The organism is Streptomyces griseus subsp. griseus, assembly GCF_000720255.1.
In the GTDB taxonomy this organism is placed as follows: Bacteria; Actinomycetota; Actinomycetes; order Streptomycetales; family Streptomycetaceae; genus Streptomyces; species Streptomyces griseus_I.
On the sequence record NZ_JOJE01000006.1, the window covers coordinates 330,785 to 348,168 of the forward strand.

Consider the following 17,384-nt stretch of genomic DNA (forward strand, 5'->3'; position numbering starts at 1 on the left):
GAGCGGCAGATGGGGAGGTCCGTCAGCCGCCGAACAGGCCTCTGATACCGCCCCAGGCACTTCGGGCACCGCCGGCGATGGCTCGTCCGGCGGTCGTGGCTCCCGTTCTGATCGTCGAGATGCCCTGGACCAGTTCACCGGATTTCGCCAGCGCGCCGATTCCTCCTATGGTGCCCACGGCGGCACCGGCACACGCCAGACTCAGCGGGTCGCTGAAGCAGGTGTCGGCCGCGACCACGGCAGCCAGTCCCACCGCCAGCAGACCGAGCACAGGTGCCGCCGGTCCTGTGAATGGTGCAATGGCTCCCAGCACGGCACTGGCCAAACCCAGACCATTGGCCACGTCCTCGTTCAAGAACGCATGATCACCCTTGTCCTCCTTCTGTCCGAGTTGCACCTTTTTCGACGTCTTCATGCAGGACGCGGCGCCCTGACGCTTCAGGCACTCGTGGAAGGTGGCGATCTTCGCCTTGATCTCGTCCCCCTTGGCCGAGTCGTACCAGGCGTTGTACTGGACCTGGGTCAGCCACTTCGTGCCCCGGTATCCGAGGTCCTTGCTGAGCCAGTTGTAGACGGGCGGGGGGAGTGCCTTCGTCTTGACACGCCCGTTGACGATGGAACCGTCGCCGACGGCGGTCCCCTTGGTGTAGTCGACCTTCCCCGTGTCCGGGTCGTAGCCGACCGCGTCCTGCGTCTTCTTGTCGCAGTACTTGAGGTCGTACAGGCACGAGTTCGGCGGGGAACCGATCTCGTATCCGCTCGGGTCACTGAAGGCCACCGGGTTGTTGACCGCGTAGCTGTAGGCGTTGAGGTGCTGCGGTGCGTACGGCTTGCTCAGCTCGTCCGTACTGAGGAACCGTCCCAGGCCCGTGTCGTACATCCGCGCCCCGAGCATCGACAGACCGGTGGAGTCGTCCTCCGGCTTGCCGAGGAACCCGCGGTCCATGGTCGAGGGCAGGTTCGCCGTCGTGCCCCGCTGCTTGCCGAACGGCGTGTACCGGCGCCGGGTGAGGACCCCGCCCACGGCGGTGACCATGAGCTGGGTGGAGGCCTGCCCGTCGCCGAGCAGCCAGATCAGCTTGCCGTTGGTGCTGCCGTCGGCCGTGCGCACCGCGAGGCTGCTCCCCTCGGCCGTGTAGTAGCGGCTGGCCTGGGCGGCGGCGCTGCCCGCCTTGTGGATCTCGTGCCCGTCCAGGTAGAGCACCTTCTCGGTGGGCGCGTTGCGCAGCAGCACGTTGCCCGCGGTGTCGTAGAGGTACGTCGTGGTGTCGGTGCCCGTCTTCACCGAGCTGACGCGGTGCAGCGCGGACCAGGTGAGCGTCGTGGAGACGCCGCCCACGGTCCGGGTCTTCAGCTGGCCCGCGTTGTCATAGCCGTAGCTGTCGGTGTTCGAACCGGTGACCACGCTGGTGACCGCGTGCGGGCGGGCGGTGTCCGGGGTGTAGGTGGACTCGTCGGCGCTGTAGCCCGGGTAGCGGTAGTCGTGGGCGACCACGGCGGACGAAGAGGAGGTCTTCTCCGTCAGTGACTGCAGGTTGCCCATCTTGTCGTAGGTGTACTGCTGCTGGTAAGGCTCCGGTCCGGCGAAGTCCGAGGCCGGGCTGGTGCCGCAGGTCGTGGACGCCTGGGTCCAGGCGCCGGTGAGTCTCCTCAGGTCGTCGTAGGTGAAGCACTGCTGCTGACCGGGGACGTTCTCGCGCAGCGCGGTGATGTCGCCGTTGTTGTTGCGGGTGTAGGTGTCGTCCTGCACCTTCGTCGAGGTGCCGCTCGTCAGCGTGCTGGTGGTGATGTTCTTCAGCCAGCCCGTGCCGTTGGCGTCGTCGTAGGTGAGGCTCCGGGTCATGCTCGTGTTGGTGCCGGATACGCCGAGCGAGCGGGAAACGACCCGGCCGTAGTCGTCGTAGCCGACGTTGTCGAGGTAGGTGCCGAGGCCGCTGGACACCTTCGTCAGGCGCCCCTGGCCGGAGTAGGCGGTGGTGACGGTCTCGGCGGGCAGCCCGCCCATGGCCGGGTAGGCCATCGAGGTGAGATGGTCGGCCAGGTCGTAGCCGTACGTGAAGGTGTACGTGCCGTTCAGGCCCGCGCCGGCACCGGCGTTCGGAACGATCACGCTCCGTCCGGTGACCCTGCCCCGCTTGTCGTACCCGGTGGCCTTGGTCGTGTACGCGTTGCCGGCCGTGTCGTACGACGTGGTCGCGACCGCCCGCCCCTTCGCGCCGGTGACCGCGGTGCCGTTGTCGTTGTCGTAGGTCGTCCTGGAGAGCACGGTGCTGCCCTGGGAGACTGTGGTCGGCCTCTGGAGCGCGTCGTAGGTGTAGGTCAGCGCGCTGTTGTTGGCGTCGGTGGCGGTGGCCAGGTTTCCGTTCGCGTCATAGGTGGCGCTGGAGGTGCCGCTGTCCGGGTCCTCCGTGGTCAGCCCGTCACCCGCGAAGTTGTACGTGTAGTGCGTTGTGTTGCCGTTCACATCGTGGACGTACTTGAGTTTTCCGCTGCGCGTGTACTCGTACGTCGTGGCGTTCGACTGGGCTCCGACGTGCTCGACGACCTTGACCGTCTGCCCGTAGACGTCGGTGTAGGTGTCGCTGGGCTGGCCGACCGCCGGGGTGACGGTGGTCAGGTCGACGCCGAAGTAGTCGGTGGTGACCTTGCCCGCCGCCTGCGGGGTGCCGTTGACCTGGTACTGGCTCAGCGTGGTGCGTCCGGCCCAGTCCACCACGTAGTCCGTGTAGGAGGGGATGGCGGAGACCAGCGGGTTGACCACCTTGGATCCGGCGGCGGAGGAGTTGTAGAAGGGCTGCGAGGTGCCCGCCACGTTCCCGGAGGAGTCGTAGCGGGTGACGCTGACCGTCATACCGGTGCCCGAGGGCGCGGGGACCTGGACTTCCAGGGTCCGCCCCAGTCCGTCGGCCCAGCCGTACGAGCTCGCGTACGTCGTCCCGCTCTGCAGCACCTTCGTCGTGGCCTTCAGCGGCGCGCCTGTGGCCTGGTAGGGGATGGACGCCGTGGCGCTCTGCATCGGCAGCAGGTAGGCGAAGGTCATCGACGCGGTGCCGTCGGGGTAGTTGGCGGACTCCGTCGGCTTGAAGACCTTCGAGACGCGGCCGACGCCGTCGTAGACGACCTGGGTGGTGTTGCCGTTGGCGTCGATCGTCTTCCAGGCCTGGCCCCAGAAGCGGGAGAAGTACTCGGTGGAGGTCATGGCGGTGCCGGGGCCGGTGCCGTCCGGGTCCGGTGTGGTGGTGACCACTCCGTTCAGGGGCCAGGACGTGGCCGGGTTGTAGGCGGTCGTGGTGACGTTGTTCTTGCCGTCGTACGTCTTCACGACGCGACCGGCGTCGTCGAAGTTCGCCTTGGTCACCCGCGCGTTCGCCACATCCGCGTCCGTGTAGACCCGCACCTCGGTGGCGTTGCCGTCCACCAGGGCGGTGTTGTTGTCGGTCCAGGTGGTGGCGCCGTCGTAGTAGGTGGCCGTGCGGCTGTCCAGGTGGGCGTCGGGGGTGCCGGCGGTCTCGTCGCTCTGGACGGTGGTGCAGCCGACGCTGTAGTGCCGTTCGTCGTCCTGGTACACCATCCAGCGGATGGTGCCGGTGCTGTCGTTCGGCATGTCCGAGGTGTTGTAGGCGCGGCCGTACTCGGTGCAGTGGTTGTCCGAGACGCCGCTCTCGCCCCAGTCGTCCACCCGCATCGGCAGGCCGAAGGTGGTGGAGGCCGCTTCGTTGTCGTCGTACTCGGTCTCGATGATGTGCTCACGCCACGTGGACAGGTCCGAGTCGCTGGAGTCGTAGGCCTTCTCCAGCGTGCGGAGCTTCTTCTCGCGCACGAAGCGGGCGTCGGGGAGGCCGACGTACTGCGCGGTGTTGTGCACCCAGTACTCGTGCCATTCGCGCTTCTGCGACGTGCCGTTGTCGTCGCGCGTGGAGGTCTCCAGGACCTGGCCGGCCAGCCAGGCGGAGTCCGTCCAGTCGGTGTTCTCGGAGTCCGTGACCTTCTCCGTGCGGGTCTGGGACGGGTCGGTCTTGGAGGTGCGGTCTCCGTCGAGGCCGCGGTAGAGCCAGTGGTAGGTCGAGTGGAGGTTGGTGCCGGCGCCGGTGGTGACCAGGACCTTGCCGTAGCCGCGCCAGTCGGACCAGGTCTCGTCCTCGTCCTTGACCAGGGGGTTGGCGGTGAACGCCCAGCCCGGTGGGCCGTCGTACTCGTACGTCGTGGTCATGGCGGGGTCGCCTTCGTCGTACGTGCCTGGGTCGACCCTGACCTGGGTGACGACGAACTTCTTGAACCAGCCGGTGCGTGCCGTGGTCTCGCCCTCGGGCGTCCACTTCTGCCAGAAGCACTCGAAGGCGTTTTCCGACTGTGACGGCGGGTTGTCCTCGTCGCACTGGCGGCTGAGCGTGCCGTTGACGTCGGTGGCGTGCCCGTACGTCACGTCGATCGTCGAGCCCGTGTCGGTGACCACCTGCTCGACCCGGCGGAAGTTGAGGGTGCCGGTGCCGACCAGGTTGTCCTGCCAGTCGCCGTCGAAGTTGATGGCGGGCAGCGTGATGTCACCGCCGGAGTAGCCGCGGCGCTGGATGTAGTCCAGCCAGAGCTGGCCGCCGACCTCGCCCTCCGGGTTCACCATCGCGTACCTCATCTGGTACTGCATGACGGTGTCCCAGGAGGCCGAGTCGTTGTCCCTGACCTGCGTCGTGATGTCCCAGAGCAGGTCACGCTGGAAGAAGGTCGGGTAGTACGTCTTGCCGGCGCAGGCGTAGTCGTCCGAGGAACCGTCGCAGATGAGGTCCGTCGGGACGTCCGGGTAGGAATCCGGCGAGGAGTCGATGGTCGGGCAGCTCGCGGCGGTGTTGTCCAGCGGGTTCGGCTCGACCAGGCGCTCCTTGCAGCGGTTGAGGTGCTGGAAGACGACCCGGGCGGGCAGCTGGGCGCCGGTGATCTGCGAGGACCATCCGTACTCGATGCGGGTCAGGTACGAGCCGGCGTCGTACTTGCGGGCCTTGTCCGCTCCGGCGACCGAGCGGTAGTAGTTGGTCTCCTTGTCGTAGAAGTACGAGGTCTCCACCTCGTTGGGGTCCACGACGCGGTCGAGGTTCCACTTCCAGGCCTGGTTGCAGTACGTCGGCTGACCCCCGTCGTAGCAGGGCTCGCCGGCGTCGTCGCCGATCACGGGGACGCTGAGCACCGAGTGCGTGGCCAGGCTGGTGTCGCGTTCGGAGCGGCCCCAGCCGAAGTAGTAGCGGGTGCCGTCCTGCTTGGTGATGACCCAGAACTCGTCAGTGTTGTCCGGGTTGTTGGGGCTGCCCTTGAGGTGCTGGATCTTCCAGCCCTTGTCGTCCTCCATGTGGAAGGAGCCGGTGCCGGTGTTGTCCTGGATCAGCTCGGAGCTCTCACCGCCGAGGGTGATCTGGTAGACGGCGCCGTTGGGGTCGTCGGTGGAGTTGGGCGAGTCCCAGCACAGGTCGCCCCACTGCTGTCCCTGGTCGGGGCCGTGACCGTCGTCGATGCAGTTCTTGTACTTGCGCTCGATGTAGCCGACGTTGAGGTCCCAGCCCATGCCGACCCAGGAGGCCTGGTTGTTGGAGGCGGACGTGCGGCCGTCGATGGACTGGGAGTTGTAGTTCAGCGCCAGCTCCGGCGCCGACCCCGCGGGCGGCTTGGGTACCTCGATCGGGACGCTGTAGGTGAAGGCGCCAGAGCCGAGTGAGACGTTCCACTTGCCGGACTGGTTGGTCGGCGTGGCCCGGTAATCGCCCTTGTCGGAGGAGGAACCGCTGGTCAGGGCGTAGGTGACGGCTTCGGCGGCGAGCATCGAGGCCGCGCTGTCCGGCGCCGCGTCGACCGTTGCGGTCAGGGCCTGCTGCTCGGTGTCGTTGCGCGAGTCGACCCCCGTGCCCTGGCGGCATGACGGCTCGTCGGGCGTGGTGGTGGCACAGGCGGGCAGCCGTATCAGCTGGAGGCGGTCGGCGAAGTCGCCGCCGTAGGCGTGGGCGAAGCCCGAGTAGTCGATGCGGACGTCGACGGGCCCGGCGGTGATCGAGCCGTCGGCGCGGCGTATCCGCAGGCCGAGGCCGACGCCGCCGAACGGCTTCACCTTGTCGCGGTCCAGCACCTCGAGCGAGACCCGGCCGGGGCCGCCGACGGTCAGGGAGCGGGCCGAGTTCTTGGCGGCCCGGACGGCGACGGCCGCGGACTCGGCGCCCGACGGCTTGGCGGCCCTGGGCGCGGAATCCGCGGCCGGTACGTCCACGGTGGCCCTTCCTGCGCTCGGCCAGACCACCTTCGGCGTCTTCGTCATCCCTTTCTCGACCCGCTGCGGCACGGACTCGCCGAGCGGTCTGGCCGGTACGTCCGGCCGCTTGCCCGTCGGCAGGGCGAGCGCTGCCGTCGGCGCCAGGGACAACGCGGCCAGTGAGGTGGCCAGCAGCGCCTTCACGAGCACCAGAGAGAGTCTTCGGCGACCAGGCTTCACGGACCCACCCCCGCTAAATGATCATGGGACCGCCGGAAGCAACGGGCACATGACTGGCTGATTCCATACGAGTGGCCGGAGTGTAGTCACCGGCTCATCGCGTCGACTAGATCAACAAAAGGGATCTATTGGAAACTTAAATAATCCCTTCTGGTCAGACTTGCTCTTCCTCTGGCAACATCCGGACGCCAAGCATCAACAGACAGTGGCTCAAACTTTCGCCAGGGGGGTCCCATGCGTCTCACGCTGCGGTACAGATCCAGTCATCCCGCCGCCGTCACCACCGTCGCCGCAGCGCTCACGCTCACCGCAGGACTGCAACTCGGCCTTTCGGACAGCGCGTCCGCCGCCGTCGCCGCCGGCCCGGTCTTCAACAAGCCGACCGGTACAGTGGCCGAGCAGCAGGCGATACGCACCCACTTGCTGGACTACATAGGCCAGTCACCGGCCGGTTCCTCCATCAAGGCCTCGGTCTACCACGTCTGGGACACCGAGGTGGCCCAGGCCCTCGTGGACGCCCGTGCCCGAGGCGTCGACGTCCAGCTGCTGCTCGACGAGAGCGACGTCAGCGACAACCCCGGCGATCCCACCTACGGCATGCTGACGGCAGCGCTCGGCACGGACACCACCCAGAGCTCCTTCGTCGGGCTGTGCCCCGTGGGCAAGTCCTGCCTGGGCGACCCCTCCCTCGGCGCGTCCATCAACCACAACAAGTTCTGGCTGTTCTCGCAGCTCGACGGGGCGTACAACGTCGTCGTGCAGACCTCGTCGAACATGACGCCGTCCAGCTACAGCAGGTTCTGGAACGACGCGTACGTGGCCGCCAACAACGCGACGATCTACTCCGCGTACAGCACCTACTTCGGCAAGCTGGTGGGCAAGGACTGGGACAGCTGGCAGTACAGCTACACCACCAGCAGCCCCTACAAGGCGTACTTCTTCCCGCGCCCCGCGAGCGATCCGTCGCCGGGCGACACCATCACCGGTGTCCTCGACAACATCACCTGCACCTACACCGAGAGCGGTGTCAGCAAGAGCACCAAGGTTCGTGTGGCGATGTTCAAGCTCACGCGGCTGGCAGTGGCCCAGAAACTGGTCGACCTGAAGAAGGCCGGCTGCTCCGTCGACATCGTCTACGCGCAGACCGACAGCGGTTCCTCCAGCGGCACCTGGGAGACCCTGCACACCTCCGGTGGCCCGACCCTGCGCTGTTACAACTGGGACGACGACGGCGACCCCGACACCGCCGCGCGCATCGTCCACTCCAAGTACCTCCTGATCGAGGGCAAGTACGACGGCGTGACAAGCCAGAAGGTCCTGTGGACCGGCAGCCACAACTACACCGGCCCCGCCCTCACCAAGAACGACGAGGCGCTGCTGAAGGTGGACAGCGACACCGCCCACGACGCGTACGTCACCAACTTCACCGCGGTGAAGGCTGCAGCGGTACCCGGTACGTCCGACAACACCAACGCCTGCAAGGGCATCACGAGCACTCCCGAGGACACGGTGCCCACGCCGTGAGATCCCGGCCATGAGGTCCATGGCACCTGCGGCACTCCACGGCTCCCGCCATGCGCGTCGTCCGGTGGCCGGCGCGCGTTGAACCGGAAGCACGACGTCCTGCGCCGATCTTGGAGTAACCGAAGCTCGCTCTCAGGGCGAGTATCGAGTCGTGATCAAGCTTGGGATTCACTCTCGCGGTGGGGGCTGGTCCGGTACGTCTTCCTCTGCGACGGAGTGCAACTGCCCGACTCAGAGTGCGAGTTGATGGGGCCGTACCTGCCGATCGGCGAGTACGGCCCGTATCCGGAGCGGCTGCGGCAGCCGTTCGACGGTGCACAACCGCTTCCGGCAGTGGCGTGGCGACGGTGTCTTCGAGGCCCTGCTGGAGGGCCTGATCGCGGAAGCAGCGAAGCGGGGTGCGTGGGCCTGTCCCTGGTCAGTACCGACTCCTCGACTGCGAGGGCCCACCACGATGCCGCCGGGCTGCATCTGGGCGAAGAGGTCCTCAGCGCACTGGAGAAGGCCGCGGCCGAGGCAGAGAGGGCCACTCACTTCCCCTCACGCCGGCGCACGCTCGGAAGTCGGAGCGGTTCACAGCGCGATGCGGCGACCGGCCCCGGCACAGGCCGTCACCCATGGATCCTGCGCGTCGAGGAAGAGCCCCGTGGTGTTCGGCAGCGGTGTTGCCGGGGTCGCCGAGACAGAAGCACCCCAGCAGCGCTTCGCGCACAAGGAGTCATCCATGGTTCAGATCGATTCGCCGAGTGCGGCAAAGGGAGAGGGCGGCAGATACACCCTGAGCCCAGGCACGCTGGCCGCGGTGGTTCTCGCCGTGTGCCTCGCGCAGATGGCCCTTTCCGTCCCCTCGCTCATCACCGGGCTGATACAGCAGGATCTCGCGCCGTCCTCGGCCCAGCTGACGTGGATCGTCGACGCCTTCATGCTTCCCGTCGCCGCCCTGGAACTGAGCTCGTCTCAGAACGCCGCCCGGATGATCCCCACGGTGCGCTCCAGGTGCGGTTCGGAGCGGTCGGCGCGGTGGGCGACGGCCAGTTCCACGCGTGCGTCGGCCCCGACCAGCGGTCGGTAGGCGACGCCGTCGAGCGCCAGCGCGGTCACGGGTTCGGGCACGACCGCGACGCCGAGTCCGCCGGCCACGAGCGTGACCAGCGTCGAGGTCTCGCCGACCTCGTGGCGGATGTGCGGCTCGACGCCGGCGTCGCGCAGGAGGCCCAGCACGACGTCGTACATCACCGACCGGCGATCCGAGTGCACGATCAGATCGGTGCCGGCGAGGTCTGCGGCGCGCAGCCGTTTCCGGCGGGCGAGGGGGTGGTCGACCGGTACGGCGACGACGAGCCGGTCGCGGCGCAGGGTGCGCACGGTGAGGGACGGGTCGGCCGCCACGGGGCGCAGCAGCGCGACGTCGATGGCGCCGGTGCGCAGTGCCTCGACCTGGTCGGGCGCGAGCATCTCGCCGCGGAAGGAGAAGTCGACGCCGGGGAGCTCCTCCGTGAGCCGCCGCGAGAGCGCGGGCAGGAGGCTGTACGTCGCCGAGCCCACGCACCCGATCGCGAGGTGGCCCACCGAGCCGGACGCGACGAGCCGTGCGTGGTGGGCGGCCTCGTCCACGTCGGCGAGGATCGCGCGTGCCCGCTCGAGGTAGGCCCGGCCCGCCTCGGTGAGGTCGACGCGGCGAGTGGTGCGGTGCAGCAGTTCGACGCCGAGCTCGGCCTCGAGCTGGCGGATCTGCTGGGAGAGCGGTGGCTGGGCCATGTGGAGCCGCTCGGCGGCTCGACCGAAGTGGCGCTCCTCGGCCACCGCCACGAAGTACCGGAGATGGCGCAGATCCATATGTCGTCCATATCAATCGGCTGGGATATGCGTACTTCAGAATATCGCGGCCCGGGACTAGCGTCGCTGCCATGAGTGCTTTCATCTACGCCGCGACGCGGACGCCGTTCGGCCGCTTCAACGGTGCGCTGGCCGGCGTCCGCCCCGACGACCTGGCCGCCGCCGCGATCAGATCGACGCTCGCCAGGGTGCCGGGCCTCGACCAGGAACTGATCGACGACGTGGTGTGGGGCAACGCCAACGGCGCCGGCGAGGAGAACCGCAACGTCGGCCGCATGGCGGCGCTGCTCGCCGGGCTTCCGGCGAGCGTGCCGGGCACCACGGTCAACCGGCTGTGCGGCTCGAGCCTCGACGCGGCGATGATGGCCGGCCGGGCGATCGAGTCCGGCGATGCCGAAGTGGTGTTGACCGGCGGCGTGGAGTCGATGACGCGTGCGCCGTGGGTGCTGCCCAAGTCAGCGAAACCGTTCCCGGCCGGCGATGTCACCGCGGTCTCGACCACGCTCGGCTGGCGGCTGGTCAACCCGCGGATGCCGAAGGAGTGGACGGTCAGCCTCGGCGAGGCCAACGAGCAGCTCCAGGAGCGCTTCGGGATCTCCCGCGAGCGGCAGGACCAATTCGCCGCACGCTCCCATCAACTCGCCCACGAGGCCTGGGAGTCAGGCTTCTACGACGACCTGGTGGCGCCGGTCGAAGGTGTCGGCCTGACCCGCGACGAGGGCATCCGGGCGGGGTCCACGCCGGAGGTGCTGGCCGGGCTCAAGCCGGTCTTCCGTACTCCGGAGCAGGGCGGCACCATCACCGCGGGCAACGCCAGCCCGCTCAACGACGGTGCCTCCGCGGTGCTGCTGGGCAGCGAGCAGGCCGCGGCCACCATCGGGGCCGACCCGATCGCCCGCATCGCCGGCCGTGGCGTGATGGCGCTGGAGCCGCAGGCCTTCGGCTACGCCCCGGTGGAGGCGGCCAACCGTGCGCTGGCCCGGGCCGGGATCGGCTGGGACCAGGTGGGCGCGGTCGAGCTCAACGAGGCCTTCGCCGTGCAGTCGCTCGCCTGCCTCGACGCATGGAAGGTCGAACCCGCCATCGTCAACCAGAAGGGCGGCGCCATCGCGATCGGCCACCCCTTGGGCGCCTCGGGCGGACGCATTCTCGCCACACTGGCCAAGGTGCTGCGCGAGACGAGGCAGCGCTACGGCGTCGCCGCGATCTGCATCGGGGTGGGCCAGGGTCTGGCCGTCGTACTGGAGAACTGCGACGTCACGGAGGCGGCCCGGTGAGCAGGGCGGAGATACTCGAGAGCGCCGACGCGGCGGTCGCCGGGATCGAGGACGGGTCCACCGTCCTCGTCGGCGGCTTCGGCCTGGCCGGGATGCCGTTCGACCTGATCGACGCGCTCATCCGGCAGGGTGCCAAGGACCTCACGATCGTGTCCAACAACGCCGGCAACGGCGACGTCGGGCTGGCCGCGCTGCTGGCCGCCGGCCGGGTGCGCAAAGTGCTGTGCTCCTTCCCGCGCCAGGCCGACTCCTGGGTCTTCGACGGCCTCTATCGCGCGGGGAAGATCGAGCTCGAGGTGGTGCCGCAGGGCAACCTCGCCGAACGGATGCGTGCGGCCGGTGCCGGCATCGGCGCCTTCTACTGTCCGACCGCGGTCGGCACACCGCTGGCCGAGGGCAAGGAGGAGCGCGAGATCGACGGCCGGAAGTACCTGCTGGAGTACCCCATCAAGGGCGACTACGCGCTGATCGGCGCGCACGTCGCGGACGGGCTGGGAAACCTCGTCTACCGAAAGACGGCCCGCAACTTCGGGCCGGTCATGGCCACGGCCGCGACGACGACGATCGTGCAGGTCGACGAGATCGTCGAGCCCGGGACGCTCGACCCCGAGGCCGTCGTCACCCCGTCCATCTACGTCGACCGGGTCGTCCAGGTGGCGGCCCGCCACTACACCGTGCAGGGGGCACGATGACCACCACGTACTCCGGGGCGCCGACGGGCGCCGACCACCGGCTCTCGATGGACGAGCTGGCCGCCGTCGTGGCCGGGGACATCCCGGCCGGCGCCTTCGTCAACCTGGGTATCGGGCAGCCCACCAAGATCGCCAACCATCTGCCGGCGGGCTCCGGGGTGGTGCTGCACACCGAGAACGGCATGCTCAACATGGGCCCGAAGGCCGAGGGCGACGCGGTCGACCCCGATCTGACCAACGCCGGCAAGGTCCCGGTGACCGAGCTGCCGGGGGCGGCGTACTTTCATCACGCCGACTCCTTCGCGATGATGCGCGGCGGACACCTCGACGTCTGCGTCCTCGGGGCGTACCAGGTCGCCTTCGACGGCGACCTCGCCAACTGGCACACCGGCAAGCCCGACGACATTCCCGCGGTCGGCGGTGCCATGGATCTCGCGATCGGCGCGAAGGACGTCTACGTGATGATGACGCTCTTCACTCGTTCCGGAGAGCCCAAGCTGGTGCCGAAGTGCACCTATCCGCTCACCGGCGTCGGCTGTGTCAGCCGCGTCTACACCGACTGCGGCGTCTTCGACGTCGGCCCCGACGGCGTACGGATCCGGGAGACGTACGGCGTCGGCGCCCACGAACTCGCGGAGCGACTCGGCATCACGCCGCCTTAGTGGTGATGCGGGCGTTGACCCGTCGCATCCAGTCCTGGTCGGTGTGCCACATGGGGTGGTGCGGGGCAGCGTTGGATGTCAGGACGACGCCCTGGAAGCCCGCGGCGAGGCAGCGGTCCACGACGAACTCGGCGATGTCCTTGCCGACGGCGTCCTCCTCGAAGCGCGTCAGCAGCGGGGTGTAGCCCACGACACCCTCACCGAGGACGGCGGGGATGCCACGGCGGCGGGCGAAGTCGGCGACGGAGTCGACCCACGAGGCCAGCGTCTCCCGCATGGCCTGCCGGTGCGGCGGATAGTTCTCGTAGAGCCACAGGTCCCAGCGGTCGGGGTCGACCCAGTCGTGCGCGTAGAACAGTTCGCGCGGTATCCCCGTGGCGGCCAGCCGCCAGGGCTCGTCCGGCTGGTAGTCGGCGAAGTCGGGCGCGTCCGGGCGCAGCATGGCGGCCAGTTCAGGGGTGGGCCAAGTCGCGGTCTCGGGCGCCGCCTCGGTGCCGTGCCCGAGACCGACCGCCTCGTACAGGGCGCCCAGCACGCCGTAGACGTAGAAGTGGAAGTGCGCGATCTGCGCCTGCTCGGGCAGGTCGTCGAGTTCGCCGGGCCAGGGCTCGCCCAGCGAGTAGGTCACGGGGATGGAGGGGTGGCGCGCCTGCAACAGCTTCACCGCGCGTTCGAGGGGGCCGCGCAGTCGGGCGTAGTGGCCGGGGGTGCCGTCCGCCGGTACCAGGTCACAGTTGTCGACCTCGTTGTGCACTTCGACGTAGGCGACGACGTCGGACAGCCCGCGTTCGTCGAGGAAGTCCAGCAGGGTGGCGAGCGCTTCGGCCACCGCCTCGGCGCGGTCCGGGCCGGGCACCTCGGCCAGGGCGCGGTGCCAGGCGTCGGTGTCGGCGAAGCTGGGGGACTGCTGGTACTCCCAGGAGGACACGATGACCTTGCAGTCGTGGCGGGCGGCCGCCTCGAACAGTTCGACGAGGCGCCGCCTGCCGTCCAGCGGATAGCCGCCGCGCACGTCGTACCAGCGGGTGCGCTGTCCGAACTCCTCGCCCAGGCCGCGGACCTGGACGGAGTCCGGCTCCTGGACGCGTCCGGAGAACAGCAGGAAGGGCAGGGCGCAGACGCGCACGGTGTTGAAGCCGCGCTCCACCGTCTCGGCGAAGGCGCCGTCGAGGTCGGCGAAGGGCTCCCCGGGGCCTGCCTGGGTGTACCAGCTGAAGTCCCACAGAGTGATGGCGAGTCGGTCCGTGGTCGCGTATGTCGTCGCGTGCTGCGGTGTCGTCATGAGGCCACGCTAGCTCAATTCATTATTTATGAATAATCCTTGACAGGGGTGGCGGGACTGCCCAGGCTCATGTGCCATGAGCGAACCCACCCACCCCACGCGGCGCACCGTCGTCGCGGCGCTCGGCGCGGCGGCAGGCTTCGTCGCCCTGCCGGCCTGGCCCGCAACGGCACGAGCGGCGGACGGCACGGCCGTCGGCACCGCCGCGACCGGCCCGGTGCTCGACCCCCACCCGGCCACCGAGCCCTCCGGCACCCATGTACGCGATGTCGGCGGCACCAGCGTCGTCTTTCAGTACGGCACCGTGCTCCCGGCCTTCGACGGCTGGCGCACCCACGAGTCCACCCGCGACTACCTGTCCCTCGACAAGCGGTGGCGCTTCCGCTTCGACCCCGCCGACCAGGGGCTCGCCGAGGGCTGGCAGTCCCCGCACCACGACGACCGGGCGTGGGGCCTCATCGACGTCCCGGCGGCCTGGGACCTGCTGAACACCCCCGGCTTCGCCTCGGAGACCGCCCCGTTCGGCAAGGGCACGGCGTTCGCCGACGGGTACGCCTGGTACCGCACCACGGTCGACGTCCCCGCCTCCTGGCGTGCCCGGCACGTACGTATCGCCTTCCTGGCCGCCGGGTACAGTGCCGAGGTCTGGGTCGACGGCACGCACCTCGGCAGGCACGAAGGCGCCAACTCGCCCTTCGCCCTTCCGGTGGCGGGGGCGCTGCGGCCCGGGAAGCGCCAGACGATCGCCGTGCGGGTCTTCCGCCGGGCGAGCTACACCGACTACACGTCCTCGACCCCGCAGCCCGTCACCGACGACCACGAGCTGCCGTACAAGCCCGTCGACTACTGGCCCTACGCGGGGCTGACCCGGTCGGCCTGGATCGAGGCGGTCCCGCGGGTCACCGTCACCAAACTCCTAGTGACCGCAGTGGACGGGCGGCTCGACGCACGCGCGGTCGTCGAGAACCACGGCGACGCCGACTTCGACGGCCGGCTCACCCTGGACCCCGGCCGGGGGAGCGGCGGCCGGCCCACGGAGGTCGCGGCCAGGATCGCGGCCCGCTCCGCCGGTGTCGTACGGGTCGTGATCCGCATAGCCGATGCCCCGCGATGGAGCCCGGCCTCGCCGCACACGCTCACCGCCCGCGCCACGCTGACCGCCGGCAGGTCGGCGGGCCCGCGGGTGGACACCCTGTCCACTGTGTACGGCGTGCGCGAACTGACCGTCACGAACGCGCAGTTGCGGCTGAACGGCGAGCCGCTCTTCCTCAAGGGGCTCAACTGGCACGAGGAGACGGCCGCACACGGCAGAGCGATGACGCCGGCCGAGTACGACCGGGAACTGGGCCATGTCACCGCCCTGGGCGCCAACTTCGTCCGCAACTGCGTCTACAACCGCCACCCCTACGTCTACGACTGGGCGGACACGCACGGAGTGCTGGTGATGGACGACATCGACACGATGTGGCTCAACACCTCCCAGGAGAAGCTCCAGACCGAGCGCTACGGCCTCGCCCGCGCCCTGGCCCTCACCATGGCGTGGAACCAGCACAACCACCCCTCGGTCATCCTGTGGGGCCTGCAGAACGAGTCGGAGATCGACGCGGACGGCGCTCCGGTCTACCGGGCCTGGCTCGCCGATCTCAAGGCGGCCGTGAAGTCGGTCGACCTCACCGCCCGCCCTGTGACCTGGGCGTCCAACACCAGCAACGACCCCGCCTTCGACCTCGCCGACGTGATCGGGTTCAACGAGTACTTCGGCTACTTCCACGGCAAGGACGCCGATCTCGGGCCCACGCTGGACGCGGTGCACGCGAAGTATCCCGACAAGCCGATCCTGATCACCGAGAACGGCACCTGGGCCGTGGCCGGCACCCACGGCTCCGACACCACGCAGGGCACGGAGGAGTGGCAGGCGGCGAGCTTCATCGCCCACTGGGCGCAGGTGACCGCGCGCAGCGCGTTCGTCGCCGGGTTCACCTACTGGGTGCTCAAGGACTACAAGGAGCGGGCCGGGTACAACCAGTCCTACAACGGCATTTCCGTCATGGGTCTGCTCACCTTCGCCGAGGAGCGCCCCAAGCTCGTCTACGACGCGTTCCGCAAGGCGGTGAACCCCAGGAGCAGGTGACCTGCCAGGGTGCGGCAGGAGGGGGAGGGGCGGACCGCCCCTCCCCCTCCTGCCATCGGGCTCTCAGCCCTTGGCACTCAGTACGGCTACTCCGGCTCCCGGCAACGTGACGCGGTCGGTGGGAGCCCCGCCCTGGGCCAGGGCGTCGGTCATCGGCTCGGGAAGCCTGACCTCCACCTCTTCCTGACCGTGGTTCAGCAGAAAGACGAACCGTCCGCCGTCACCCTCGCGCACGGTCGCCTGGACGTGTTCGGGAAGCCCGGGAAGAACGGGGCCGACGTTCGCCGTACGGCAGACGTCGTCGACCAGGGCCCGCATGGCCTCCGGCGCGAGACGCGTCGCGACGTACCACGCGTGTCCCTCGCCGAAGGAGTGCCGGGTGACGGCCGGCTGCCCGGCCAGCGGCCCGGCGCCGAACTCGGCCACCGCTCGGGCGCCTTCGGACACGACGACCTCCGACCACAGGTCGGCGCGGCTGACCGACCCGTCGGGGTGGCGGATGTCGACGGTCTCCGTCTCCGTCGGCGGCCAGAACTCCTCGACGCGCAGGCCCAGTACCTCGCGCAGCGGTGCGGGATATCCGCCCAGGTGCACCCGGTCGCAGTCGTCGACGATGCCGGAGAAGAACGACACCAGCAGATGGCCACCACCGCGTACGAACTCGGTGAGGTGCTCGGCGTTCTGTTCCTTCAGCAGGTACAGGTTGGGAGCGACGACGAGGCGGTAGCCGGACAGATCCCGGTCCGGGGGGACGACGTCGCAGGTGATCCCCGCTTCGAACAGCGGCCGATAGTGGGCGAGCGCGATGTCCATCTGGTTCAGCGCGGTGGGCGGGTGCGAGTCCAGCTCCAGGGCCCACCAGCTGTTCCAGTCCAGCACCAGGGCGACCTCGGCGGTGGAGCGGGTGCCGGCGATCTGCGGCACGGAGGCCAACTCGCTTCCCAACTCGCTCACTTCACGGAACGTGCGGGTGTCGGTGCCGCCGTGTGGGACCATCGCCGAGTGGTACTTCTCGGCGCCGCCCCGGGACTGGCGCCACTGGAAGTACAGCACCGCGTCCGCGCCCTGGGCGACCGCCTGCCAGCTCCACAGCCGCATCCGCCCCGGCGGCTTGGGCCCGTTACGGTCACGCCAGTTCACCGCGCTGGGCGCCTGCTCCAGCAGCATCCTTGTCGACACCGGGAACCCACGACCAGAAGCGCAGGTCGACCTTCTGGCCGGGCTTGACAGGCTTCTGGAATCCCTTGTCCTCCGAACCGGTCGACCCCCCGCAGGCGGAGATCATCAGGGACGCGGCGGCAAGGGTCACTGCGAGTGCGCCCCGGCTTCTGCGGAGGTGTGTGGTGCGGCTCATGGGAGGAGGTCCTTCCTCGCTTCGTGCTGAAGGTGCCTGTTGCTTGCCGGTCAGTTTCGGAGCGGCATCGCCACCCCGTCAAGATATATTCATAATTAATTGAAACAGCTATGGTGGGTGCAGGCGTCAGAGGCGCAGGCACCAGATGGGGAGACATACGCGA

General features: G+C 69.0%; 9 protein-coding genes and 1 pseudogene. 5 read left to right on the plus strand and 5 right to left on the minus strand.

All coding sequences use genetic code 11. The features are described 5' to 3' along the window. Positions 1–22: 22 nt before the first annotated feature. The gene (locus tag IG99_RS12395) at positions 23–6,433 is read right to left on the minus strand and encodes an RHS repeat-associated core domain-containing protein (protein ID WP_051865237.1); all 6,411 of its coding nucleotides are present in this window, start codon (positions 6,431–6,433) and stop codon (positions 23–25) included. Between the two features lie 264 nt (positions 6,434–6,697). On the opposite strand from IG99_RS12395, the gene IG99_RS12400 reads away from it, so the two are divergent. Further along, the gene (locus tag IG99_RS12400) at positions 6,698–7,987 is read left to right on the plus strand and encodes a phospholipase D-like domain-containing protein (protein WP_037672830.1); all 1,290 of its coding nucleotides are present in this window, start codon (positions 6,698–6,700) and stop codon (positions 7,985–7,987) included. Positions 7,988–8,944: 957 nt separating this feature from the next. Here the strand turns inward: IG99_RS12400 and IG99_RS12405 are convergent. Continuing rightward, the gene (locus tag IG99_RS12405) at positions 8,945–9,823 is read right to left on the minus strand and encodes a LysR substrate-binding domain-containing protein (protein WP_037672833.1); all 879 of its coding nucleotides are present in this window, start codon (positions 9,821–9,823) and stop codon (positions 8,945–8,947) included. Between the two features lie 71 nt (positions 9,824–9,894). Between IG99_RS12405 and IG99_RS12410 the strand changes: the two genes are divergently transcribed. The 3 genes from IG99_RS12410 to IG99_RS12420 are packed head-to-tail and all read left to right on the plus strand — an operon-like array spanning position 9,895 to position 12,454. Continuing rightward, positions 9,895–11,100 (plus strand): thiolase family protein, encoded by a 1,206-nt coding sequence (locus IG99_RS12410; RefSeq protein WP_037672836.1) that lies wholly within the window; start codon positions 9,895–9,897, stop codon positions 11,098–11,100. Then, complete coding sequence (locus IG99_RS12415) at positions 11,097–11,792, plus strand: 3-oxoacid CoA-transferase subunit A (RefSeq protein WP_037672839.1); 696 nt, start codon at positions 11,097–11,099, stop codon at positions 11,790–11,792. The genes IG99_RS12410 and IG99_RS12415 overlap by 4 nt, the downstream gene beginning before the upstream one ends. Then, a complete protein-coding gene (locus tag IG99_RS12420; RefSeq protein WP_037672842.1) occupies positions 11,789–12,454 on the plus strand; it encodes a 3-oxoacid CoA-transferase subunit B in 666 nt (221 codons plus the stop codon). The genes IG99_RS12415 and IG99_RS12420 overlap by 4 nt, the downstream gene beginning before the upstream one ends. Here the strand turns inward: IG99_RS12420 and IG99_RS12425 are convergent. Beyond that, positions 12,441–13,736 (minus strand): cellulase-like family protein, encoded by a 1,296-nt coding sequence (locus IG99_RS12425; RefSeq protein WP_037672844.1) that lies wholly within the window; start codon positions 13,734–13,736, stop codon positions 12,441–12,443. The genes IG99_RS12420 and IG99_RS12425 overlap by 14 nt on opposite strands. Positions 13,737–13,812: 76 nt before the next feature. Here IG99_RS12425 and IG99_RS12430 point away from each other — a divergent pair, with 76 nt between their 5' ends. Next, positions 13,813–15,867: a glycoside hydrolase family 2 protein gene (locus IG99_RS12430; RefSeq protein WP_037672846.1), complete on the plus strand. Its 2,055-nt coding sequence runs from the start codon at positions 13,813–13,815 to the stop codon at positions 15,865–15,867. A gap of 63 nt (positions 15,868–15,930) precedes the next feature. Here IG99_RS12430 and IG99_RS12435 read toward each other — a convergent pair. Together IG99_RS12435 and IG99_RS12440 are read right to left on the minus strand one after the other, a co-directional pair. Then, positions 15,931–17,034, minus strand: a pseudogene (locus IG99_RS12435) (beta-galactosidase); the annotation flags it as partial. Further along, positions 16,994–17,221: a hypothetical protein gene (locus IG99_RS12440; protein ID WP_037672851.1), complete on the minus strand. Its 228-nt coding sequence runs from the start codon at positions 17,219–17,221 to the stop codon at positions 16,994–16,996. The gene IG99_RS12440 and the pseudogene IG99_RS12435, both read right to left, overlap by 41 nt. Positions 17,222–17,384: the final 163 nt, after the last annotated feature.